Raw genomic sequence first — 23438 nt, forward strand, 5'->3', positions numbered from 1 at the left:
ATACCGTTTAGTTGCCATCTGGCACCTCCTTATTCTCTTACCTATATTTCAAGATATACGAGAATAAGTTGTCAAGTTTAACTATACAGCATCATTTTCTTACCCGATTGGTAATTGCACTTCTGTGAGCCATTCATCTACAGACTCCTTGTTCCAAATACCGTCAATGTAGCATTCTCTTGAAAGTCCTGCCACCTTATAGCCGTTTTCTTCCGCATATTTCATGATATATGCATATGCATTCACCCGCCTTCACACATCAAATTTTATTATTTGTTTTTCGACATCAACGATTGCGTCTACGCCAAAAGGAATGATACATCGCGGCATAGAATGGCCAATATTCAGATTGAAGACGACTGGCAGCTTGGGATTATCTATTACCTCGGCAAGAAGTTCCTTGTATTCCTGCGCATAGGTTTCATCCATAGGTTTGCCAGCGATAACGCCTGTCACAGAACTGAATACTCCTGTCCTTTTTAAATAGTCCAGCGCCTTCTTATATTGAGCTGGAGCCATTTTCTCTTCGCTACTTTCCAAGAGCAGTATGCGTCCCATCCAGTCCTCAGCTTCTGGAAACAATCCATACCTTTGGCACAATTCTGGCATATCCGCATATCGGTCGCCATTGAACATATCATACATAGAATCAATACACCCGCCGAGTATTTTCCCAGAGAACACAGGAGCACCTTGTAAGAGCTCAAAGCCATGATTCGGATGGGAGGCTGTAGGTATCCCCATCTGATCTGGTGAAAATTTTTTGCGTTCTTCATACCAAACATCACTGGGCACTATTTCAGAGATTGTTCCTGTCGCAATTAGTTTCTCAAAATACCTCCGCGTATACGGGTGCATATCTGAGCTCAGCTCACATATATCAGGAAGGAATGCCTGACCATAGAACGAGTTCACTCCTGCCTTATGAAGCATAAAATGGTTGATTGTCGTATCGGAAAAACCAAGAAAAATCTTATTAGATACAGCACCGGCAAGCTCATTATTATCAAACAAATACGGCAGCAGACGATAAGTATCATCCCCACCAATGGCACACAGGATCATATCTACAGAAGGATCGCGAAAGGCCTGCAACAAGTCCTGCGCTCTTTTTTCGGGATGCGCCTTGATGTATTCCAATCCTTTGAGCGCATTGGGCATGAACCGAACATTCAAACCGTATTCTTTCAATCTGCGTAAGCCGATTTCAACTTCAAATCGGATAAATCCCTCGCCCAATATGCCGCTGGAAAGACTTACAATCGCTATGTTTTTTATCATCGCCTCACACCTCAAAAAATAGTGATTCTACAATTCGCACACCATAATATATTCTTCGGCGTTCTCGTCCACGGTCTTGAATCCGACATTCTTGTACATCTTCACTGCGTAATTCGCTTTCTGCACCGCTAAAGATGCCGTGCCATAGCCCTGCTCTTTAAGAAGCGCCAGCATTTCCTTCATCAGTTTAGTACCGATACCTTTTCCTCTGTATTCCTTATACAGAGAGATAGCAAAAGAAGGTGTTTCATCATCAACATGACCGTAATCATTCATGATCCGTGTCCATACTGCCCCGATCACTCTGCCTTGATCTTCCGCAACGATACAATTATCAGCTGGATCAGTTCCGAAATTTTCATAGTATAGTCTAAGCTCAGGCTGAAAAATGATGTCTTTCGGCGGCGGCTCTACACCTTCCGGTATATAGATTGCCTCGTACAAAAAATCCTTTAATAGGTCTTTCTCATCCTCATGAAGCATTCTTATGGCTACATCTGTTCTCTTTCGATAAATGCGGCTCTCTTCGCCATTTACATCTTTCATTTGTTTCCAGAATGTAAAACCGTATTTCTCGTAAAGCCCTGTTTCACCTGTTGAAATATACAGATATTCATGCCCGTCCTTTCGTGCAAGTCCGGATGCGTATTCGAGCAGTCTCCCTACGAAGTGCTTTCCGCGAAATTCCGGAAATGTGTAGACAAAACCTGCCCATGGCGTTAGAGAGGGATCACGTACATCATCCTGCTCTGCATATGTACAAAAAGAAAGCAATCTGTCTTTATCAGTAAGCAGTAATACTTTAGTTCTTTCTCCGCATAGCTTCTTCAGCTCATTCTTCCGGATCAGCTCATGCAGATACTCCCCGGCACGCCAGTCACTCTTATTTATTTCAGACAGCCAATGTGCCCAATCATCAGAAGAATAATATTCGACTATTTGCAGTTTCTCGTTCATCCCCATTATCCTATAAACCTTCTATGATCTCTTTTGCCCTTTTAAGCATCGGCAATTCCCTGTTCGCCACAAGTCTTCCCAGCTTTGTAACAGAGCATCTTTTGTATTCTTTGACCGCATCCTGATAGGAAAGTCTGAGTGTAGACAAATGGAAACTCTCTATCTCATCCTGAGTCAGATTCTTTTCTCCAAATGATAGAACCTTGCAGAGGAAGTAATTGTTGAGATTGTGCCTGTGGATCAGATTATAATAATCACTGACAAGCCCGATTTTGCAGACAATACTAACCTCGGCACCAAGTTCTTCCTTAAGTTCTCTCTTTATTGCTGTGATGAGATCTTCATCCGCTTCAACTCCACCGCCGGATGTCTCTATCAGAGTGGCTTTTCCGAAATCATCATCACGCTGCGCCCTGACAAAATAGAAATAACCTTCATCATCATACACGATACCTCTTGCTATCCTACGATCATGATCTGTATATTCAAATGGCCACTCTGTATCCTGAAGTTCGATAGTCAGTTCCTCATTTTCTTCTCGCATCATTTTCTTCAGGATCCTGTTTTTTGTTTCATCGGAAACGCCTGTCTCCCGGAAATATCCGTCCGCATCACTGAATTTTTCCTTAAACAGTTTCATGAAATCGATTATGTAAGATTCCCTTGGTATCACGATGTTTAAGTCAATCTCCGGATGATTTACCCTTAACATCTCAAATCGTTCCCTGTTACACTCTTTTGTGAGCATGTAATCAGATACGATTTCTTCCTCACCCACACCACACAGCATTAGAAGAATTGCTGTAACGACACCCGTTCTATCCTTGCCTGCAGCACAGTTATACATCACACCTGCAGGAGCATTTCCGATCATCTCGAACACTTTGCGAATATTTGGCGATGTTGCAATCTTCATGTAGCTTTTCGGAACAGCTTCTACAGATTCCGGTACTGAACTTCCCTCTTCAATGGGAATGTTGATATAGGTAAAACCAGTCTGCCTGGCAAAGCCGCTCGGTTTCGTTTTGATATCCGCTTCGCCTCGCATATCTATGATGGTTGTTATACCTTTTGACAAAAGCAATGTGATATCATCCTGATCCGGGTATTCCTGACGATCACTCCTGATAATCCTGCCACAGACTGTCTTTTGACCGTTTGAAGTAATATGACCTCCAAGATCCCTTGTATTTAATGTTGTCGCCAGTAAACTCTTCTCGCCCATTCTTTTTATTATCTCTCCATCCCCAGCCACTGTATAAAGGCGGTCTTATCACTGCTGTTATACCCCGCTTTTTCATAGAAGTGCAGTGTCTCCGGTTTCTTCGATCCAGTAAGCAACATCATCTTGTAGCAGTTCTCCTTTTCAGCGATCTGCTTTGCATATTCCAGGCACTGTACAGCATATCCTTTACCACGATGATCTGCATGAGTCACCACGTTCTCAACAAATGCGTATGGTCTCACATTCCTTGTCAGATTTGGGATGATCACACAAACACAGGAAGAGACGATAGCACCGTCCACTTCATTTACAATTAGATGATGATTGGAATCTTCGATGATCTGATCCCATACACCCTTTAGATGTTCATCTTTATCCGGTATTGCCTCTTCATGTAAATACAGATACAGAGAGAGGATTTTATCCAAATCTTCTTTGATAGCTTCTCTAACCATTCCAACACCCCACTGTCATTTTTCATTTTGCTGTATCCTCCTGGCTGTTCTCTCCGTATTTCGGCGAACCAATTTCTTTGCCATATCTGTTATCTCCGAAATAGCTATTATAGGTCTTACTCCATTCAAATCATCTGAAAATACTAATCTGCATCAATGATTGCTTCTTCCTTCTCTTAAAACGTCCTCGGCGATCTTGAATATTTACCCTTTGGAAGATTATAATTTTGCCATTCAACGATTTCACATTTTCTCTTGATTTTTGTGCTATCCAAGTGGCATTGAAATTCTACGAATTTGCCCGTCTACATATAGGGCAACCTCTATTTAGAACAGCGCGAGAGTGAATAACAGCCTGCCATTCATTGTTGCAGATACGACATTTCCACCATACTTTTTTGTTCGATCCTTTTGTAACCTCATCTGGCATTAATGGATAGTTCTTTTCATAATCCCATTCCTCAACTAAATCAGGGCGAAAAGTAGCCATGTCATTATAACCTTTCAGAACCCTATGCCCGGAACAATATGGGCAGCCCGGCGTTTTTACTTTATGGGCAACAACCATTTCATATTCACCGCCACAATTCGGGCAACACCATAATGCCTTTGAATTACATCCTGCTTTTATTGTTTTCGGATCAATTGTGTTGGTTTTTGACCAAAACGGAATCAATTCTGGATTTGTGGTAAACAAATCATTATAACCTGACCACGTTTTACGCCCCGAGCAATATGGGCACCAAGGACGAGCGGCAAAGTTGCTAACTACTTCCTCCCATGTATGTCCAGACTTGCATTTGAAAAAAGCTTTTTTCATACTTGAGTGAGATATTTGTTCCGGGGTAATCTTTCCGTTCTTTTTATAGTCCCAAAACTCTTTTATCTGAGGACAGCGAACTGCAACGGAATTCCCTTTTTCAGACAGGGTTATCTGCTCCAAAATCTCTGCTCGATCCTGATCAATGTCAATTATTGCGTCTATGTTTAGTTGATACTTGCTGTTCAAAAAACTGAAGATAGAGAGGATAGCATCTTTCAATTCTTGCATATCATAGGGCTTGATGTATTTTTTAATCGAAGTGCTTTTATATTCATGACACCCGATTTCTCTCACCCGGAACAGTGTTATTCCCGCACTTAAGCAATCATTATCTTTCGCAATATCCCTCTGAACATTTTTGTGCCAGGCACGACCATCATACTCAACTCCAAACTTGTGCTCTGGACAAAAAACATCAATTTCCTTTCTTCCAATGGTGGAGTCATGATAGTTCTCTACAATATCATCTAGGTATTTCTTCATGTAGAAGCAGATTACTTTCTCGGGGAAAGAGGTATGTCTTTCCATGGCACAAATGGGGCAATCAGTTCCTTTTTTCCTGTTGAGTAATGTGGTAGAGTAACTGTGTCCTTTAGGGCAGATAAACCAGTATTTCTTTATATTACTCCCTGCTAGTACCTCGTCTGGCTTTTCCTTATTCTTTTCATAATCCCATTCTTTTGCAATGTCAGGATGAGTTGTCGCCAAATCGTTATAGCCTGCAAGCACATAATTGTTTGAACAATATGGACAAGTATTTCCGCGATTTCTGCTATTGGTAGTAGCTTGCCACTCATGGCCATTTGCACATATCCACCAGACTTTCATTTGCGTCCCAGCGGTAACATCTGTCGGCCTTAGTTTTCCATTCTTTTTGTAATTCCATTCTTCTGCCAGAGCCGGATTTGTGGTTGCTAAGTCATTAAAGCCTGTCAGGACTGCTTGGCCTGCGCAGAACGGGCAATTGTTACCGCTAACACGGCTTTTCACGGTCGCTTCCCATTCATGGCCGTTTGTGCATTTCCACCAGACTTTCTTTTTTGAGCCAATAGTTACATCTGTAGGTTTTATACCCACGTTTTTTTCATGGTCCCATTCTTCTGCTAACTGAGGGTTTAATGTTGCCAAATCATTGTATCCAGCTAGAGCAGAAAAATTGCTACAGTAAGGACAGCCATGTCCTTTACTCTTGTTGAAAACGAATGCTTCCCATTCATGACCCTTCGCGCATTTCCACCACACCTTAATGTTGGCACTATATTTTACTTTATCAGGGGTGAGAGTACCATTTTTTTCATAGTTCCACTCTGATGCGGCTTCTGGGTTGACAGTTAACAAATCATTGAACCCAGGAAGGACTTTCTGATTGGTACAATATGGACATTTCTTGCCTTTTGCCCTGTCCTTTACCGCATCTTCCCACTCATGTCCTTTCTCGCATTTCCACCAGACTTTTTTGCGAGATCCAAATGTAACATTTGTTGGTCTTAAACTACCATTTTTCTCATAGTTCCACTCTTTAGCTAATTCAGGATGAGTAGTTGTCAAGTCGTTGAAGCCTTCGAGAGCATATAAGTTGCGACAGAAAGGGCATCCTATACCTTTTGTCCTACTTGAAATAGCAGCCTCCCATTCATGCCCGCATGGACCTAACCACCAGGCTTTTTTCCCAATTCTTGATGCCACCATGTCTGGAGTAACATTCCCGTTTTTTGTTGGATGCCATTGCTTTGCTATTTCGGGAAATTCTTCCTTTAATGAACCATATTTTCTCATATCATCACCAAGCACAAACATTGTTAATCGAAGCAGTAAATACAACACTCAACGAGTTTCAATTATTATATCATCTGAAAATGCCTGAGAGCGTTCTCTATAGCCTTAACTTTCTCCTCCGGACATCCGGGCTGCTTACTGTTTTCAGACTTTGGCTTGTTATAATTCTCCCGCTCTATTATCCCGTGCCTCTGCTTCACCTGAGCAATATTGAGATTCGTCACATGGAATCCATACTTCTCCTGCACCCATTCCTGTATTTCCTTATAGGTTGCCTTTGCTTCCGCCGATGACATATCAAGCTCATCCATTTCGACCGTTACCTCGATATGGTGCTTCGCAGCGGAAAGTTTGGACAAAAGACATACCGTCTCCACATGTACGGTGTGACTAAACATATCGCAGGGACGCACAGCCTTTAGCTCGTAGCCGCCATCCACAAGTATGCGCAAGTCCCTAGCCAGGGTAGCACTGTCACAGCTTACATAGACAATTCGATCCGGGGCCATTTTGAGCATTGTCTCAAGGCACTTCTCATCACACCCTTTTCTAGGCGGATCAACGACAATTACATCTGGATGAAGGGCAGAAACTGTGTCACTAGCTTTTTTCTCTGATTCATTTTTGTAAAAATCAGGAAGTACTTCCTCAGCTTTTCCACAGTAAAAATCTGCATTTGAAAGGCCGTTTCTGGCGGCGTTCTTCTTGGCATCCTCGATGGCATCAGGAATTATCTCAACTCCGTAGACATGCCCTGCTGTCTTAGCCATAGAAAGGGTTATAGTTCCAATGCCGCAATACAAGTCCCAAACTGTCTCATTTCCTGTAAGAGCAGCATATTTAATAGCCTGTCCGTAGAGCTTTTCGCACTGAACAGGATTTACCTGATAAAAAGAGAGTGGTGAAATCTCAAATTCAAGGCCACAAAGGGTATCGGAAATAGTATCTTTTCCCCATATAGTGTGTATTTCTGTGCCCATGATAACATTGGTCTTCTCAGTATTGATGCTAACAGATATGCTGGTCATGCCTTTTATCTGAGAGAGCCTTGTAACAAGCTCTTTCTGGCCTGATATATATTCTAAAGAAGTGTATTCTCCACCTGCAATTTTCTTATTACCACGCCCTTTGTAATTAAGAACAAGACAAACCATGATCTGGCCCGAAGTAAAGCCTTTTCTGATAAGAACATGCCTCACAAGGCCTTTGCCAGAAGCCTCATCATAAGGCTCAATCTTATTTTTCTCCATGTGGCGGATGATGACATCCAGAATGTCTTTATTTTCTGCAGTACCGATAAGACAATCCGTGACAGGAATTATGCTATGTGTCCTTCCTGCATAAAATCCTGCAATTATCTTGCCATTTTTATCTTTTCCAATTGGGAACTGGGCCTTGTTCCTATATCTCCAAGGCTCCTCCATGCCAATAATTGGCTCCATGATGCTATCCACAAAAGACTCATCAAAACCACCAAGTCTTACGATGTTATTTCTTACCTTGTTCTGCTTGAATGCAAGTTCCCTCTCGTAAGACATGTTCTGAGTCTGGCACCCTCCGCACTGCCTAGCAACTGGGCAACGCGCCTCTACTCGGTCACTTGATGGCTCTATAACCTTTTCCAAATGTGCGTAGGCATAATTCTTTTTAGCCTTCATTATCTTGCAACTGACCTTGTCACCAATTACCGCATCCTTAATAAAGAGGGTATAGCCGTCTACCTTGCCTATGCCCTCTCCATCGTTGCCAATATCTGTGATCTCCACTGTAAGGAGATCACCTTTTTCATATTTTGATTCTTCTATTTTTTTACTCATCTGATAATCCTACTAAATCACAACTCTTATTGAGCTAAATTCTCGCTACTTCGAATTTACTTCTCATCCTTCCAGTGAAGCCTGTGAAGTTCTCCTTTGCGCTCAAGCCCTTCAAAGTTGTTCTGCCTAAGAGCTTCGTACAACACTATTGCAACAGAATTAGATAAATTCAAGGATCTAATGTCTTCTCCCATTGGAATTCTGATGCAGTTTTCCTCGTTATCCACAAGTATCTCTTCTGGAATTCCGGCGCTCTCTTTACCAAACATTATGAAATCATCCATGCCAAAAGAGACATCGGTATAGCTGCGCTTTGCCTTGGTAGTAGCCATCCAGATCTTAGCATCCGGGTGCTGAGCCTTAAAATCCTGGTAGTCAATGTATCTTGTAACATCAAGCTTATCCCAGTAGTCCATTCCTGCTCTCTTTAGCTCTTTTTCTCCAAGCCTGAAGCCCAAAGGCTCAATAAGATGCAGGCTCGTATTTGTTGCAACGCAGGTTCTTCCTATATTTCCTGTATTCTGTGGTATTTCTGGTTGATGCAATACTATATGCATAATTAGTTCACTCTATCCTCTTATCTTCACATTTTGATAATGAATCATTTCACTCATCCACTTCATCCATGGCTTTTGCCTTGGCAAGTGAAAAAATAAACTCTGTACCAACGCCTTCAGTACTGATAACGTTGATATTCTCTTCGTGGGCTTTCACTATTTCTTTTACTATAGCAAGGCCAAGTCCGGTGCCCTTCTTGTCCTTGCCTCGTGACAGATCAGATTTATAGAACCTGTCAAAGATAAGCTTCTGATCCTCCTTGGGAATTCCGATTCCGGTATCCTTTACAGAGACGAAGACTTTACTGTGTTTCTCCGTAGTCTCAATCTTGACGCTGCCTCCCTTGTGGCTGAATTTGATAGCGTTATCCACAAGATTGTATAGAACCTGCTGTATCTTGCTGATGTCGGCATTGACCAGCATCTTCTCATCTGTAAGAACAAGCTCTATACCGATATTCTTGTCCAGGCAGGTTCCGCCAAAGGATTCTGCCACGTTCCTGATAACCTGATTGATGTCAAAGTCAGTCCTGTCAAGGAGCATTCCTCTGGTATTAAGGTTGTTAAGTGTCAAAAGCTCATTGGTGAGCTTAGTGAGCCTGTCAGTTTCGTTGATAACAATTCCAAGGTACTTGCCATGCATCTCTTCAGGGATGGTGCCATCCTGCATAGCCACAAGATAACCTCTTATAGAGGTAAGTGGCGACCTGAAGTCGTGGGAAACGTTAGCAATAAATTTCTTCTGATCATCTTCCTGCCTTGCAATCTCACCTGCCATATAGGACAAGGATGCCGCAAGATAGCCCATTTCATCCTCTGACTCAACAGAAAACTCATACCCCATATTTCCTGCCGCATACTGTTCAGTTGCTGTAGTAATCTTCCTAAGCGGCACATACACAAGCTCAGTAAAGAAGATCAGAATAATAAGGGATAGCAGGAAAAGAACTATCAGCATCAGGTAGGAAATATTCAAAAATTCATTGGCTGTATTCTGAATATCAGCAATCGGATAATGAATTATAACGTAGGCCTGAACCTTAAAGTTCGCTGTGATTGGCGCAAATACGCTTAACATATCCCACTTAAACCAGCCCCAGAAGTTTCCCGTGGTGTAGTAGGTACTGCCAGTTACTGTTGGATCAAAACCCTGGATCATTATTTCTTCGCCCGGTTCTATAACCCTTGAAGAATCAAGAACCAAACGGCCTGAAGGGTTTACAATCCACACAGATGCGCCATCCATATATTTTGACAAAGCTACCACTTGCGAATGAACGGCCTCTAGCGAAGTCTCACTGTTATAAAGGTCTGCGGCGTAGGTATTGGCAATCTGAGTTGCAACCTGATAGAGTGTTTCTGCCTTATCCCGGCGGAATCTCTCATAGGTCATTGTATAAACAAATGTTGCAACAACTACAAATCCAAAGATACCAAACAAAAGGTAGGCCAACAAAAATTTAAAATAAAGAGTTCTCTTCATTTACTGTAGTACCTCAAACTTGTATCCAATTCCCCAAATTGTAGCAAGACGCCAGCTGTCATGGTCGCTTAGCTTCTCACGAAGTCTCTTGATATGTACATCTACTGTTCTGGTATCTCCAATGTATTCATATCCCCATATCTGATCAAGAAGCTGTTCTCTTGTGAAAACATGATTTGGAGAAGCTGCCAGGAAATACAAAAGCTCCAGTTCCTTGGGTGGCATATCCACACGCTCTCCCATGTATGTAACTGAATAATTTGTCATATTGATCTCAAGGTCAGGATATCTTACAACCTTATCGTCAGAAGGTGCTGCTTCCTGAGTTTGAGGTTTATAGCGCCTTAGTACTGCCTTAACCCTTGCCACTAACTCTTTTGAATCAAAGGGCTTTTCCATGTAGTCATCTGCGCCCATTTCAAGGCCCAAAACCTTGTCAAAAACTTCTCCCTTGGCAGAGAGCATGATGATTGGAACCTGTGATTTAGTTCTTATCTCTCTGCAGACCTGGTATCCATCAATTCCTGGAAGCATCAGATCCAGCAGAACCAGATTCGGTTCAAAGGTATCAAAGGTATTGATTGCTGATTCTCCGTCGTTACATATCTTGGTCTCAAAGCACTCTTTTATCAGATAAAGAGAAATCAGCTCCGCAATGTTGTTGTCATCATCCACAATTAAAATTTTCTGTTTAGTAACCATTATCCCCTCACTTTTACTTATTTTATAAATGTAACTATGGTAACTCCGGCATCTCCCTCACCGAACTCACCAAGCTTAAATGATTTTACATAAGGCACGCCTTTTAAATAGTTATGCACAGCCTGTCTCAGAATTCCAGCGCCTTTGCCGTGTACGACTCTCACATTATTAAGGTGAGACATATACGCATCATCCAGATACTTATCGAGTGCAGAAATAGCATCGTCACTATTTTTACCAATGAGATTAATCTCTGTTCTGATACTTGCAGCACGTGAAAGATCCATCTTGCCTGAAGAAGAGCTTGTATTTCTGCCATAGAACTTCTTCATGGCAGCCTTGCCATCCTCATCCTGAACAAGAACAAGGTCTCTAATATTAGCCTTGGTTCTCATGATGCCGCACTGAACATAGAGATTGCCGTCCTTGTCTGGCTTGGAAGAAATAGTTCCCTTAAGTCCCATAGATACAATCTTAACTGACTCTCCAAGCTTAAGCTGAGATTCCTTCAAAATAGGATGAGTCGGATTAGCAGCTTCCTTCTTGGTGCTGATTGCCTTATTCTTGGCAGAAATCTTCTGCCCAACATTGGTCCTTGCTCTCTCAAGATCCTGGATAGTTGCATTAGGACCAGCCTTTCTAAAGGTCCTGATGGTCTCATCCGCAAGATCCTTGGCTTCCTGAAGAATGTTTCTTGCTTCTTCATTGGCCTGTCTTAAGATATCTTCCTTTTGCCTGTCGAGCTTGTCAGTCTTGTCCTCAAGTTTAGCTTTAAGTTCCTCTACCTCGCGCTTGTACTGCGCTATTTCATCTCTCTCAGCCTCTATTGTCTTGCGGCTCTTCTCAAGATCTGCCAAAAGATCTTCAAACTTCTTGTCCTCTGTGCCAATCTGTTCCCTTGCCGCCTCTATGATATCATCAGAAAGACCCAGCTTTTTAGAAATCGCAAAAGCATTACTCTTACCTGGAATTCCAATAAGAAGTCTGTAAGTTGGGCGCAGGGACTCCACATCAAATTCGCAGCTGGCATTCTGAATACCCGGAGTATTAAGAGCGTACACCTTAAGCTCGCTATAGTGGGTTGTTGCCAATGTTCTGACACCTCTGTCATGGAGGTTATTCAGTATTGATATGGCAAGAGCCGCTCCCTCTGTAGGATCTGTACCAGCTCCCAATTCATCAAAAAGGCAAAGAGAATTCTCATCTGCATTTTCAAGGATTGAAACGGTATTTGTCATATGAGATGAGAAAGTTGAAAGAGATTGCTCAATACTCTGCTCATCTCCAATATCCGCATAAACCTCATTAAATACTGACAGTTCCGACCTGTCCCCTGCAGGTATTGCAAGGCCAGCCTGTCCCATAAGCGTTAAAAGACCTACTGTCTTAAGCGTTACAGTCTTACCACCTGTGTTAGGTCCTGTAATTATCAGCATGTCGAAATCTCGGCCTGCGTAGACATCTATCGGAACCACCTTATCTTTTGCAATAAGAGGATGTCTTCCCTTCTTGATGTCAAAAGAGTGGTTGTCGTTAAATACAGGTGTTATAGCATTGATTTCAAGAGCATAGGAGGCCTTGGCAAACACAAAGTCAAGATCCGTCATGATTTCTGAGTTATACTTGATTGCCTCAACATATTCTCCAACCTGAAGGCTCAGTTCTAAAAGAATCTTCTCAATCTCAGCATTTTCCTGCAGAATCAGTTCTTTTATCTTGTTATTAAGTTCAACAACCGCAGCCGGCTCAATAAAGAGAGTTGATCCAGAAGATGACTGGTCGTGAACAATTCCATTTATCTGTGATTTATACTCACTTCTGACAGGCACGCAGTATCTGTCATCACGCATAGTAACCACCGCGTCCTGGAGATAGGTTCTCATGGAACCATTTATAAGTTTATTCAACTGCTCATGGATTCTGTCGTTAGTAAGACCAATTCCACGTCTGATGTGCCTCAGAGCAGGACTTGCATCTGAACTCATCTCCTCCTCAGAGACAATACACCTTCTGATCTCTGTAGATATAGGTGTAAGTGGCTCTAGCATGCTAAAAGACTCTGTGAGAGAATCTGGCGCTTCGTCGTCTCTCTGTGTTCTGCCGTAGTTCTTTACCCTTGCTACATTCTCAAGAAATGCTGCAAGCCTTAATAATCCAGGCATATCCAGAGCACTTCCAATCTTAAGTGCCTTTAAAGATCCTGTGAAATCCCTGTTGTCGCCAAAAGAAATAGAACCTTTCTTGAAAATCCTGGCAATAGCATCAGCTGTCTTTTCCTGATTCTTGCGAATTTCCTTGAGATCTGATGAAGGTTTAAGCTCCATGCAGAGTTTTCTGCCAGGGTCTGATGTTGCATGTGATGTGAGCTTGTCAATTATCTTATCGTACTCAAGTACGTGTAAAGCTTTCGAATTCATTACTTTATATCCTCTTTTTTCATATAACTTCCCAAAGTACAGTTTAACATCTATATCTTTGCATGGCTAGGGACTATTATTTTGAAATCTCATAAGAAAGCGGCTATAATTATAAAGATATTGAACACAACTAATATTTGGGGGAATCTGTATGGCACTTAATCAGGATGAAAACAAAAAGGACAATCTGGCCAACACTGCCTTTATCAGTGAGAAGATAAAGCAGCGCCCCATAAACAGGAAAAAGCTCCTTAGAAGAACGATGATAACCATTTCTCTTGCTGTTGTTTTTGGCGGAGTTGCCTGTTTTACATTTCTTTTACTTCAGCCCATTTTCACTGATACTCTATATCCAGAAAAGGAGCCTGAAGTTGTTTCTTTTCCTGCTGAATCAGCTAGTGATGAGCTGACTCCTGAAGAAATGTATGCTGTGGAAAAAGAGATAGCTGCAAGCGAAGCTATGAGTCTTGAAGCTACTCAGAAAGACCAGATTGATCAGGCTCTTGCCTCTTACACCTTTGGTTCTTCTGACTATGAAAAAATGATCTCCTCCCTTAAGGGAGTAGCATCTGAAGCCAACAGGAGCATAGTTAAAGTCACTGCTATTTCCAACGACAACAACTGGTTTAGTTCGTCTTTTGAAAGTAGCGGCGTGGCTTCAGGACTTATTATTGCTGATGCTGGCAGTAATATCCTTGTCCTTGCCTTTTATGATAACCTTGCAGATGCAGAGACTATAGGCATTACATTTTGCGACAATGCCATGGCAGAAGCTTCTATAAATCTTGTGGATAAAATTACCGGCCTCTGCGTTTTGACTATAAAGAAGTCAGCTCTCACTAGTGACACCAGAGAAAAGATTCGTGTGGCTTCCCTTGGAAGTTCCAACTCAAACAGTATTGCCGGACTACCTGTTATAGCAATAGGAAGCCCTGTAGGAGTTCAGGGATCAATTGCTTACGGCATAGTGACCAGTGAAAAGACATCAATCGATCTTCCCGACAGCTCCTATAAACTGCTTACTACAGATATCTATGGAAGCAAACAGGGAAGTGGTGTTCTAATAAACTTAAGTGGACAGGTTCTTGGCATTATCGATATGAACCAGGAGCCAAGTGATCTTTCAAATAACATCTGCGCCATAGGAATCACTGAGCTTAAGGCTCTTATGGAGGATCTTTCTAACACCAAGAAAAGAGCTTATCTCGGAGTCCACGGAGTCACTGTTCCACAGGAGTTCCAGGCTTTCCAGAATGTTCCTGCAGGAGCCTACATCACAATGACAGAACTAAGTTCTCCTGCCATGAGGGCTGGAATCCAGAGCGGTGATATCATAACTGCAATTGGTGACACAGAGATCACAAGCTACGAGCAGCTTATAAATAAACTTGCCCAGCTAAGCCCCGATGATGTAATATCAATTACGGTAATGCGTCAGGCGCCTACCGATTATATTGAGATAGTTATGGATGCAACTTTATCAGAAGCCACCCATAACTGAAGCTAGTTTAGATTAGAAATGAGGATTTTTTAATGAAATTTATCAAGGACTTAAAACCCGGTGACAGAGTTGCCGACATCTACATGTGCAAGCACAAATTAAGTGCCACTACCAAGAACGGCAAGGAGTACTACTCGGTTACTCTTCAGGACAAGACAGGCACTGTAGATGCCAAGGTTTGGGAACCCTATAGCGATGGAATTGATGAATTCGATGATACAGATTGCATCGATGTATTTGGAGAGGTAACAAGCTTTAACGGAGCTCTCCAGGTTAATATCAAAAGAGCCAGAAAATGCCACGAAGGTGAATATGACCCTGCACTTTACCTTCCTGTATCCTCCAAGAATATCGATGAAATGTATAAAGAGCTTCTTGGAATAATCGGAAGTATCCAGAATCCTTACCTTAAAAAGCTTCTGGAAGAATTCTTTGTTCAGGATGAAAAGTTCATTGAGCTTTTCCGCAAATCAAGCGCAGCCAAGACTGTACACCATGGCTTTATCGGAGGACTTCTTGAGCACACATTAAGCGTTACCAAGCTCTGTGACTACTTCAGCAAGGCTTATCCAAGACTCAACAGAGATCTTCTACTTACTGCAGCTATGTGTCACGACATTGGTAAGACCAGAGAGCTTAGTCTTTTCCCAATAAATGACTACACTGATGAAGGACAGTTTTTAGGTCACATCGTGATGGGATGCGAAATGGTCAGTGATAAGGCCAGAAATATTCCGGGATTCCCTGAGCTTCTCAAGCAGGAGCTCCAGCATTGTATTCTTGCTCACCACGGTGAATTTGAGTATGGCTCTCCAAAAAAGCCTGCCATCATGGAAGCTGTTGCCTTGAATCTTGCAGATAACACTGATGCCAAGATGGAAACCTTTACTGAACTTTTAGCTAACGTTACAACACCTGGCTGGCAGGGCTATAACAAGTTCTTCGAATCAAATGTATTCGAGACAAGGGTTGATTAATACAGCCACTCAGTTTTTTTCTATATATTACCCGCTTCAGTAGAGTGCAAAAATACTTGTTTTCGTCTGCGCGGCGATTTATTTAAATTCAAAAAAGAAGAAAAGTCTCCTTTCACTTTGTTCATAAAAGTCGACTTTTCTTCTTTTTTTCATTTTATAAATCGTCCTGCTCGTCCGAGAACTGCGCATTTTTGCCCTCAATCTGAAGCAGGGAATATACAGTACTACACCTGAGCTGTCTGCATCAATCAACATTTGATCTCGAAACATAGATTCTCAGTAGAATTATGAGGAAAATGTGAGTTTTGTTGCATGCGTCAGGTCATATACAAAATGCCAACCAAATGTGGTACATCATTATTATATGGCGTTATGCTAATTTGCTGATGAAGCGTTCGAAGCGTTCCATAGCGGCTTTGAGGTTGTCGAGGGAGTAGGCGTAAGATATTCTGATAAAGCCTTCTCCACAGTCTCCAAAAGCTGTTCCCGGAACGACGGCAAGCTTTTCTTCTGTTAAGAGTCTTGTGCAGAACTCATCACTTGTCATGCCAAATTTCTTGATATTTGGGAACACATAGAAGGCTCCATAGGGTTCAAAGCAAGGTATATCAAGCTTTTTAAACTCATTAAGCAGGTACCTTCTCCTGTGATTGTATTCCTCTCTCATACGCTTAACATCTTCGTCACCATTTCTGAGGGCCTCTACAGCCGCATACTGGCTGGTTGTTGGGGCGCACATGATAGCAAACTGATGTATCTTGACCATCTGCTTCATGATAACTTCTGGTCCGCAGGCATATCCAAGACGCCATCCTGTCATGGCATAGGCCTTGGAGAAACCGTTGATAAGGATTGTTCTCTCTTTCATTCCTGGAAGTGAAACGATAGATACATGCTCGCCCTTATAGGTAAGTTCGCTATAAATCTCATCTGAAATAACATAGAGATCATTTTCTAAAACTACCTTGGCGATAGCCTCCAGGTCCTCTTTTTCCATAACAGCACCTGTAGGGTTATTAGGGAATGGAAGAACAAGGATCTTGGTCTTATCTGTAATTTTTTCTATCACTTCCTGAGCTGTTAGTCTGAAATCATTTTCCTCTTTAAGTTCAATGATAACAGGCTTAGCATCTGCAAGGATTGCGCAAGGCTCGTAGGAAACATAACTTGGCTGTGGAATAAGGACCTCATCACCCGCATCTATCATTGCCCTGAATGCCAGGTCGATAGCCTCAGATCCACCTACAGTTACGAATACTTCCTTGATTGGGTCGTACTCAACACCCTGTGTTCTCTTAATATAATTTGAAATTTCAACTCTAAGTTCTTTTAATCCAGAGTTTGATGTATAGAAGGTTCTACCCTTTTCAAGGGAATAAATACCCTCATCTCTTATGTGCCATGGTGTATCAAAATCAGGCTCACCAACGCCAAGTGAAATAGCGCCTTCTGTCTCCTGTACAATATCAAAGAATTTCCTGATACCTGAGGGTTTGATATCAACCACTTTGCTTCCTAATGGATTTCTCATGGTGTAATGATCTCCCTTGTATCTTCATATTTCTTTGTAAGGATTGTTCCGTGATCTTTATATTTTTTAAGGATAAAATGAGTTGCTGTGCTAAGAACAGTATCAAGAGTAGCCAGCTTGTTGTTAACAAAGCCTGCAACCTCCTGAAGTGACTTGCCCTCGAGAATTACCATAAGATCAAAGCCGCCGCTCATAAGATAAACACTTGTTACCTCAGGATACTTGTAGATTCTCTCTGCGATGTTATCAAAGCCCTGGCCTCTTGTAGGAGTAACCTTAACTTCGATAAGTGCATTAACCTTTTCAAGGCTGGTCTTGGACCAATCCACCATTGTATGATAACCACAGATAACGCCCTCTTCCTCAAGTGCCTTCAGTTCATTGGCAACAAGAAGCTCATCTGCCCCCAGTAAAACGCTGAGTTCATGGACATCTATTCTGCTATTCTTTTCGATTATATTTAATATTTCTTCCCTGGTTCCCATCTCATTCTCCTCATTTTTTATATACGTCTTATAATCTGTACGCATTTTACAAACTACAAATATTGTGCCCTACATTTGCGCCCTTGTAAACCTTGCAAATTTATCCTCATTGCAATTATCTCTCATAGACACAAACTGCCTGTATATACGAACAAAGCAATAACTTATGACAAAACATTTAGTATCTGATCCGCCTGCGGTGACTCAAGGAATCTACTCTCGTCCCCGTTTATGATTATCTTATCGTTCCCTTCCATAAGCTCACCTACGATAGTCGCAGGAATTCCCTTTTCTTCCAGGTCCGCTACAAGCCTCTCCGGTGTGTCAGACGTCATAAGTAATGCTCCACCAGACATAAGTTCATATGGATTAAGTGTAAAAAACTCACAGATTTCCACAGTTTCCTGTCTAAGAGGAATTGCCTTAAGATCAACCTTAAAGCCGCATCCCGCTCGGGCAGCCATATCCCAAAGTCCCGCAAAAACTCCTCCATTTGAAAGATCATGACAAGAACTTATCCCCGACTTAAGGGCGACAGCCATTTCTTCTCCTGTAAAAAGAAAATCCTTAAACCCTCTCGCATCATCTATAAATGGCGCTGGATATCTGGACGTAAGCTCCTCGTATTTCTCGGAAGCAAGCATGGCTGTACCTTCCAGAGCTACCCATTTGGTTATTACAAGCGACTGTCCCGGAGCACCTTTCCCATTAAATATTTTTAAATCCTTGGCGTCACCAGAGTTATCCACATGTCCCACAGCAGATACTGTAACAAGCGGCCTGTTTACTGCACTTGTTACCTCACTATGCCCGCCAGCATATACAGCTCCGCATGCCTTGGCTCCACTTATGGCATCCGCCACGATTCTTTTTAGGGTTGGTTCCTCTGCATCCACAGGAAGCAGCACTGACACCTCTACATGATCCGGGGTTATCCCCTGTGACACAAGGCCATTAACCGCCTTCACAACACCGTAATAGCCAGCATCCTTAATATTTACAGTTACTGGTACGATTGTGGAAAAAGCATCCTCGCCTTTAGTAGAAAAAGCGCAGTCTGTCCCTACAGCTGCGCTTGTCTCTTTTTTAAATTCTGTTCTAAGCTGCTTTAAAACGGATCTCTTTAAAGCTTTTTCTGTAATCTTGCCTAATCTCATCAATTCTCCATTTTATCAACCACTTGTTGAAACAGATTCCATGTCCTCTGCCTGTGCCTGCTGCTGGATCTGGGCATTAGCTGCATTAACAGCCTCTGCTGCAGCCTGAGCTGCTGCCTCAGCATTCTCTGTTCCTGCGGCATTTCTGGCAGCTGCCAAAGCTCCTGCTACTGCCTTAACTGTACCTACATCTCCTGTAGCAATGGCAGTCTGAAGCTGCGCTACTGCTGTTTCATCAGCTCCTGCAGTACCAACTGTGATGATCTTGGGAACCATCTTGTAGTTACTGCTGTTGATCACTTCATTGCTGATCTCCTGCCCATGTTCTGTTACTATCTTGCGAAGCTGAGCCTTGTAGCCTATGTGTGCCGACTGAGTACCCACATAGCCAAGTGCCTGAGAAGCATCAATTACATACTGATCAGCAGATGCCGGTGTAGTCTCTAAAACTTCACTCTTAAAGCTAACCTGTCTGCTGGCATCCCTTGTCTCTACTCCGTAAATCGTAAAGGTAATATGCTTGTCAGAGGACGTGTATCCCTCAATATAAATTGGATATTCTGTATTATTAACAAATTTAAAGTTCTTGCCGCCTGATTCTGCAATAGCCGCATCAGCTGATGGAGAAACATATGAAACGATCATAGAATGGTTATGTCTCTCTGTAACTTCAAGCTCAGCCAAAAGGACTGCATTGTAAAGCGTTGTTGAAACCTGGCAGATTCCGCCTCCAATACTCTCTACAACAATTCCGTTCAGATAAGAGCCCGCAGGATAATAGCCATTGGCCTCTGTAAATGGTGTTATAGTATCAAGTACTGAAAACTCCTCACCCGGATAAACAGTTGTTCCGTTTATAAGTGAGCAGCCATTAGCCACGTTGGCGCTTCTGGAAGATCCGGAAGTCTTGTAACTTGTTGTATAGGTTCCAAGTACATCTCTTACCTTGGATAATTCTTCTTCACTTCCTAAAGGCTTATCCTCTTTTACAGAAAGAGAAACTGTGGCATTCTCGCCATCCCAGCCTCCTGAAACAAAGCTCTTTATTGCGGAAATAGATTCATTAACATCTACAAGGTATCCTACCTGGCCCTGACTTACAGAAAATCCGTCAGCAGTCTTAGTAAGCCTGTAGTTAACCTTTTCCTGATTAAAAGATTTACATCTGTTCTCAACTATATCCTGAAGCTGCTCATCATTAAAGCCAAATTCTATTTCAAATCTATGGCCATTTTTCTCAAGATCTTTGAGAGCCTTGTACCTCTTGATGATATTACCTGTATGTCCTAGGTTATAAGCCTCTTCAATAATTTGTGGATTCTTCCATGAAATACCAAGCTCATCGCCTGTTATTGTTAGACTCTTGCCCTCTCCGGCAGATAAGGTTATCTCAGCACCTGCCATCTTGTCAAAATATGCATGAAGGGCATTGCCTGCATCAGATACTGTCATATTAGACACATCAATGTCACCAATGTATACGCCCTTTGCGATTGTTCTTCCATCTGCTGCTTTTGTCGGAATACCGGGCAGAAGTAACAGCACAGATAAAGCGAGGATCACTCCTCCGATGAATTTTTTCATAATGCTCCCTCTGAGCTATTGTGCTATTATAATTGTAGACTATAGTTCGTTTATTTTGCTCTTATTAACTGAAAGGATATTATAGATGAAATTCCCCTTTTTAGCAAGTTTCATACTATTCTGTATATTCTTCAACTGGCGCGCTGGCAGGGTCAAGAAAAAGTTCGATGAGAAGGAAGAAAACTTCTGGGATCGGGAGCGAAGATCCAACAGCGTTCGTAAAAAGAGCCTTGAGAATCTTGAATATATACACATCCCAATTGACCTTCTCCCCTTTGATACCTACGGTGATAACCCTGTACTAAAAGGCGCTGAAGAAGAAGTTTTGGCACTAAAAGATGAAAAAATTGTAAACTTTACCGGAATATCCAATACAGATCTTAAGCTAGAATATGGAACTGCTAACATCACAGCTCTTACTCAATATGATATGAACTATACTTCCCTCGTAGTATCCCTTCAGAAATGGGGACAGGAATTATACAACCAGTGCCGATATGAGGATGCGGCCAATGTTCTAGAATTTGCAGTAAAGACAAGAACAGATATTTCCTCAACCTACAGGCTTCTTGTTGACATGTACAAAACCAAACTTGAAATGACAAGCTCCGAGATAACTCACAAACTAGAGGCTCTGCTCCCAATAGCTAATGAGCTTAATTCACTTAGCAGAAATCAAATAGTAAAAATGATTGAAGAAGCTCTGCCTCAGGAAACATCCGCATGATCATGTTTGATAAAAATATGACTTCGAAGAAAAAGGTTTGCACCATTATTTATTTGGTGCAAACCTTTTCATTTTATGTCTAATTATTTATCACAAAGTTGCTACAAATCTGTCGAAGGCAGCCTGTCCCTCAGGTGTTCTCTTGTAAACACCTGCATCCTCTAAAACATGCATGAATACTTCGCCAATTTCCTTCTGAATAATATCATCAATATTATCTTCTGTAATAGCATTATATTTTTTGCTAAAGGCATCTACCCAGTCAGCGTGCTTCTCAAGTACTTCATCTTTCCTAAGGTCAGCGCCGCTTAAAATAGCCTCTTTTAGCTGTGCCATCTCTGATTTAAGTCTTGCAGGAAGAACCGCAAGGCCCATAACTTCTATAAGCCCGATGTTCTCTTTTTTGATATGATGAAGCCCAGCATGTGGGTGATATACACCAAGTGGATGCTCATCTGTAGTGATATTGTTTCTAAGAACAAGATCAAGCTCGTAGTTGTCTCCGCGCTTTCTAGCTATAGGTGTTATTGTGTTATGAGGTGTTCCGTCTGTCTCAGCAAATATAAAGGCATCCTCGTCGGTATAACCTCTCCACTTATTAAGGATCACATCTGCCAATTCAATGATCCTGTCAGTATCTGGGCCAGATAGCCTTATAACTGACATAGGCCACTTAACAATTCCACTATTTACATCTTCAAAGCCCTTAACTGAAAATGTCCTCTCTACAGGTGCCTTGGCCATTGCAAAGGTGTAGTGCCCGCCCTGGAAATGGTCGTGACTCAGGATAGATCCTCCTACTATCGGAAGATCTGCATTTGATCCTACAAAGTAATGTGGAAAAGCCTTAACAAAGTCAAACAACTTGCAGAAAGTATTGTGTTCTATCTTCATAGGAATGTGCTGGGAGTTAAACACGATACAGTGCTCATTGTAGTAAACATATGGTGAATACTGGAATCCCCACTTGGAATTCTGTATTGTTACTGGAATAATCCTGTGATTCTCTCTTGCAGGGTGATCTACTCTTCCTGAATAGCCCTCGTTTTCCCAGCAGAGCTGGCACTTTGGATATCCACTCTGTTTAGCATTTCTAGCAGCTGCGATTGCCTTTGGATCTTTTTCAGGCTTGGAAAGGTTGATAGTAATATCAAGATCTCCATATTCAGTAGGTGCAATCCACTTCATGTCCTTGGCAATACGATATCTGCGGATATAATCGCTATTCTTGGACAGATTATAGTAGTAATCTGTGGCCTCCTGAGGACTCTTTTCGTATTTCTCGTTGAACTTTTTGATGATGGCACTTGGTCTTTCCACCATAAGTCCCATTATCTTTGTATCAAAAAGGTCTCTGTAGACTACGCTATCATTTTCAATAAGTCCATTTGCCGCTGCGTAGTCATCTATTTCCTTAAGAGTATTCTCAAGGTACTGAGAAAGAGCTGCTTCTTCTGAAGGTACCTCTTTTGCCATTTTCTCAATATCAGCTATCTCATAATCCGCGCTATCAAGTGAGAGCTCGATCAAAAGAGAATTCACAGTGTATATGATGTCCTCTTTTTCAATAAGTCCTGTTGAAATAGCATACGCTACCAATTTGTTTACTGCATTCTGAATCATTTTCATTCCCTCATTCTATAAACTAAAACTTTCCCAAATCGTCGGACTATAGGTTAAGCCCCTAAATCCGCGGTTTGTTACTTCAATTGTCAGAAAATGAGTGCACCAAAGGCAAAAATCCTTGGTAAACCGCATCATTTTCCCTGATTTTTACTGCACTTTGACATCAGATTTTTGTAAAATGGGACAAAGAAAACTTGATTATATAGTCCGACTATGGTATAATAGGACTATATAAAAAGGAGGCTTTCTTATGCCAGTTCCAGCAGATATCCGTGCAGTTCCCAGACCAGTGAATACTATTGTAGATGACAGTGGACGTGACGGCCCTAAAAGGTACGCCGTTAGAGAAAGAGCATC

General features: G+C 41.9%; 19 protein-coding genes and 1 pseudogene. 3 read left to right on the forward strand and 17 right to left on the reverse strand.

The window, feature by feature from the left end:
* Window positions 1-99 precede the first annotated feature (99 nt).
* The 12 genes and pseudogenes from BLO53_RS19345 to BLO53_RS17540 form a co-directional block, all read right to left on the reverse strand.
* A complete protein-coding gene (locus BLO53_RS19345) occupies window positions 100-246 on the reverse strand; it encodes a hypothetical protein (RefSeq protein WP_176757346.1) in 147 nt (48 codons plus the stop codon).
* A gap of 6 nt (window positions 247-252) precedes the next feature.
* A complete protein-coding gene (locus BLO53_RS17495) occupies window positions 253-1281 on the reverse strand; it encodes a S66 family peptidase (protein WP_092064613.1) in 1029 nt (342 codons plus the stop codon).
* A 27-nt stretch (window positions 1282-1308) separates the two neighbouring features.
* On the reverse strand, window positions 1309-1827 hold the full coding sequence (locus BLO53_RS19965; protein WP_092064655.1) for a GNAT family N-acetyltransferase: 519 nt from the start codon (window positions 1825-1827) through the stop codon (window positions 1309-1311).
* 27 nt (window positions 1828-1854) lie between these two features.
* Window positions 1855-2244: pseudogene (locus BLO53_RS19970) on the reverse strand (GNAT family N-acetyltransferase); the annotation flags it as partial.
* A 4-nt stretch (window positions 2245-2248) separates the two neighbouring features.
* The gene (locus tag BLO53_RS17505; protein WP_092064616.1) at window positions 2249-3463 is read right to left on the reverse strand and encodes a tyrosine-protein phosphatase; all 1215 of its coding nucleotides are present in this window, start codon (window positions 3461-3463) and stop codon (window positions 2249-2251) included.
* 8 nt (window positions 3464-3471) lie between these two features.
* Window positions 3472-3918, reverse strand: coding sequence for a GNAT family N-acetyltransferase (locus BLO53_RS17510; protein ID WP_092064619.1), 447 nt, complete (start codon window positions 3916-3918; stop codon window positions 3472-3474).
* A gap of 289 nt (window positions 3919-4207) precedes the next feature.
* On the reverse strand, window positions 4208-6517 hold the full coding sequence (locus tag BLO53_RS17515) for a zinc-ribbon domain-containing protein (protein ID WP_176757347.1): 2310 nt from the start codon (window positions 6515-6517) through the stop codon (window positions 4208-4210).
* Window positions 6518-6582: 65 nt separating this feature from the next.
* On the reverse strand, window positions 6583-8334 hold the full coding sequence (gene rlmD, locus BLO53_RS17520; protein WP_092064625.1) for a 23S rRNA (uracil(1939)-C(5))-methyltransferase RlmD: 1752 nt from the start codon (window positions 8332-8334) through the stop codon (window positions 6583-6585).
* Between the two features lie 56 nt (window positions 8335-8390).
* Window positions 8391-8894: a tRNA (uridine(34)/cytosine(34)/5-carboxymethylaminomethyluridine(34)-2'-O)-methyltransferase TrmL gene (gene trmL, locus BLO53_RS17525; protein WP_026489552.1), complete on the reverse strand. Its 504-nt coding sequence runs from the start codon at window positions 8892-8894 to the stop codon at window positions 8391-8393.
* 46 nt (window positions 8895-8940) lie between these two features.
* The gene (locus BLO53_RS17530; RefSeq protein ID WP_092064628.1) at window positions 8941-10374 is read right to left on the reverse strand and encodes a HAMP domain-containing sensor histidine kinase; all 1434 of its coding nucleotides are present in this window, start codon (window positions 10372-10374) and stop codon (window positions 8941-8943) included.
* Window positions 10375-11076 (reverse strand): response regulator transcription factor, encoded by a 702-nt coding sequence (locus tag BLO53_RS17535; protein WP_026489550.1) that lies wholly within the window; start codon window positions 11074-11076, stop codon window positions 10375-10377.
* Window positions 11077-11093: 17 nt separating this feature from the next.
* Window positions 11094-13493 carry an endonuclease MutS2 gene (locus BLO53_RS17540; RefSeq protein ID WP_092064631.1) on the reverse strand — a complete coding sequence of 800 codons (2400 nt, stop codon included), beginning with the start codon at window positions 13491-13493 and terminating at the stop codon, window positions 11094-11096.
* Window positions 13494-13644: 151 nt separating this feature from the next.
* On the opposite strand from BLO53_RS17540, the gene BLO53_RS17545 reads away from it, so the two are divergent.
* Both BLO53_RS17545 and BLO53_RS17550 read left to right on the forward strand, forming a co-directional pair.
* Complete coding sequence (locus tag BLO53_RS17545) at window positions 13645-14994, forward strand: S1C family serine protease (RefSeq protein WP_092064634.1); 1350 nt, start codon at window positions 13645-13647, stop codon at window positions 14992-14994.
* A 32-nt stretch (window positions 14995-15026) separates the two neighbouring features.
* Window positions 15027-15971, forward strand: coding sequence for a 3'-5' exoribonuclease YhaM family protein (locus BLO53_RS17550; RefSeq protein WP_092064637.1), 945 nt, complete (start codon window positions 15027-15029; stop codon window positions 15969-15971).
* Between the two features lie 370 nt (window positions 15972-16341).
* Here BLO53_RS17550 and BLO53_RS17555 read toward each other — a convergent pair whose 3' ends face one another.
* From BLO53_RS17555 to BLO53_RS17570, 4 genes are all read right to left on the reverse strand, one after another.
* The gene (locus tag BLO53_RS17555) at window positions 16342-17502 is read right to left on the reverse strand and encodes a pyridoxal phosphate-dependent aminotransferase (RefSeq protein WP_092064640.1); all 1161 of its coding nucleotides are present in this window, start codon (window positions 17500-17502) and stop codon (window positions 16342-16344) included.
* Window positions 17499-17987 (reverse strand): Lrp/AsnC family transcriptional regulator, encoded by a 489-nt coding sequence (locus tag BLO53_RS17560; protein WP_026489546.1) that lies wholly within the window; start codon window positions 17985-17987, stop codon window positions 17499-17501. The genes BLO53_RS17555 and BLO53_RS17560 overlap by 4 nt, the downstream gene beginning before the upstream one ends.
* A gap of 164 nt (window positions 17988-18151) precedes the next feature.
* The gene (locus tag BLO53_RS17565) at window positions 18152-19144 is read right to left on the reverse strand and encodes an AIR synthase-related protein (RefSeq protein WP_092064643.1); all 993 of its coding nucleotides are present in this window, start codon (window positions 19142-19144) and stop codon (window positions 18152-18154) included.
* Between the two features lie 15 nt (window positions 19145-19159).
* Entirely contained in the window at window positions 19160-20728 is a 1569-nt protein-coding gene (locus BLO53_RS17570; protein WP_092064646.1) for a VanW family protein, read from the reverse strand.
* A gap of 85 nt (window positions 20729-20813) precedes the next feature.
* Here BLO53_RS17570 and BLO53_RS17575 point away from each other — a divergent pair, with 85 nt between their 5' ends.
* Window positions 20814-21455 (forward strand): hypothetical protein, encoded by a 642-nt coding sequence (locus BLO53_RS17575; protein ID WP_092064649.1) that lies wholly within the window; start codon window positions 20814-20816, stop codon window positions 21453-21455.
* A 90-nt stretch (window positions 21456-21545) separates the two neighbouring features.
* Here the strand turns inward: BLO53_RS17575 and galT are convergent, their stop codons facing one another.
* On the reverse strand, window positions 21546-23078 hold the full coding sequence (gene galT, locus BLO53_RS17580; protein ID WP_092064652.1) for a UDP-glucose--hexose-1-phosphate uridylyltransferase: 1533 nt from the start codon (window positions 23076-23078) through the stop codon (window positions 21546-21548).
* Window positions 23079-23438 lie beyond the last annotated feature (360 nt).

The organism is Butyrivibrio sp. INlla14 (assembly GCF_900102515.1).
Lineage (GTDB): Bacteria > Bacillota > Clostridia > Lachnospirales > Lachnospiraceae > Butyrivibrio.

Excerpts from the sequence above, each read along its gene's own strand:
- BLO53_RS17495 (WP_092064613.1), bottom strand. The coding sequence starts at position 1,281 with ATGATAAAAAACATAGCGATTGTAAGTCTTTCCAGCGGCATATTGGGC.
- BLO53_RS19965 (WP_092064655.1), bottom strand. The coding sequence starts at position 1,827 with ATGAAAGATGTAAATGGCGAAGAGAGCCGCATTTATCGAAAGAGAACA.
- BLO53_RS17505 (WP_092064616.1), bottom strand. The coding sequence starts at position 3,463 with ATGGGCGAGAAGAGTTTACTGGCGACAACATTAAATACAAGGGATCTT.
- BLO53_RS17510 (WP_092064619.1), bottom strand. The coding sequence starts at position 3,918 with ATGGTTAGAGAAGCTATCAAAGAAGATTTGGATAAAATCCTCTCTCTG.
- BLO53_RS17515 (WP_176757347.1), bottom strand. The coding sequence starts at position 6,517 with ATGAGAAAATATGGTTCATTAAAGGAAGAATTTCCCGAAATAGCAAAG.
- rlmD (WP_092064625.1), bottom strand. The coding sequence starts at position 8,334 with ATGAGTAAAAAAATAGAAGAATCAAAATATGAAAAAGGTGATCTCCTT.
- BLO53_RS17530 (WP_092064628.1), bottom strand. The coding sequence starts at position 10,374 with ATGAAGAGAACTCTTTATTTTAAATTTTTGTTGGCCTACCTTTTGTTT.
- BLO53_RS17535 (WP_026489550.1), bottom strand. The coding sequence starts at position 11,076 with ATGGTTACTAAACAGAAAATTTTAATTGTGGATGATGACAACAACATT.
- BLO53_RS17540 (WP_092064631.1), bottom strand. The coding sequence starts at position 13,493 with ATGAATTCGAAAGCTTTACACGTACTTGAGTACGATAAGATAATTGAC.
- BLO53_RS17545 (WP_092064634.1), top strand. The coding sequence starts at position 13,645 with ATGGCACTTAATCAGGATGAAAACAAAAAGGACAATCTGGCCAACACT.
- BLO53_RS17550 (WP_092064637.1), top strand. The coding sequence starts at position 15,027 with ATGAAATTTATCAAGGACTTAAAACCCGGTGACAGAGTTGCCGACATC.
- BLO53_RS17555 (WP_092064640.1), bottom strand. The coding sequence starts at position 17,502 with ATGAGAAATCCATTAGGAAGCAAAGTGGTTGATATCAAACCCTCAGGT.
- BLO53_RS17560 (WP_026489546.1), bottom strand. The coding sequence starts at position 17,987 with ATGGGAACCAGGGAAGAAATATTAAATATAATCGAAAAGAATAGCAGA.
- BLO53_RS17565 (WP_092064643.1), bottom strand. The coding sequence starts at position 19,144 with ATGAGATTAGGCAAGATTACAGAAAAAGCTTTAAAGAGATCCGTTTTA.
- BLO53_RS17570 (WP_092064646.1), bottom strand. The coding sequence starts at position 20,728 with ATGAAAAAATTCATCGGAGGAGTGATCCTCGCTTTATCTGTGCTGTTA.
- BLO53_RS17575 (WP_092064649.1), top strand. The coding sequence starts at position 20,814 with ATGAAATTCCCCTTTTTAGCAAGTTTCATACTATTCTGTATATTCTTC.
- galT (WP_092064652.1), bottom strand. The coding sequence starts at position 23,078 with ATGATTCAGAATGCAGTAAACAAATTGGTAGCGTATGCTATTTCAACA.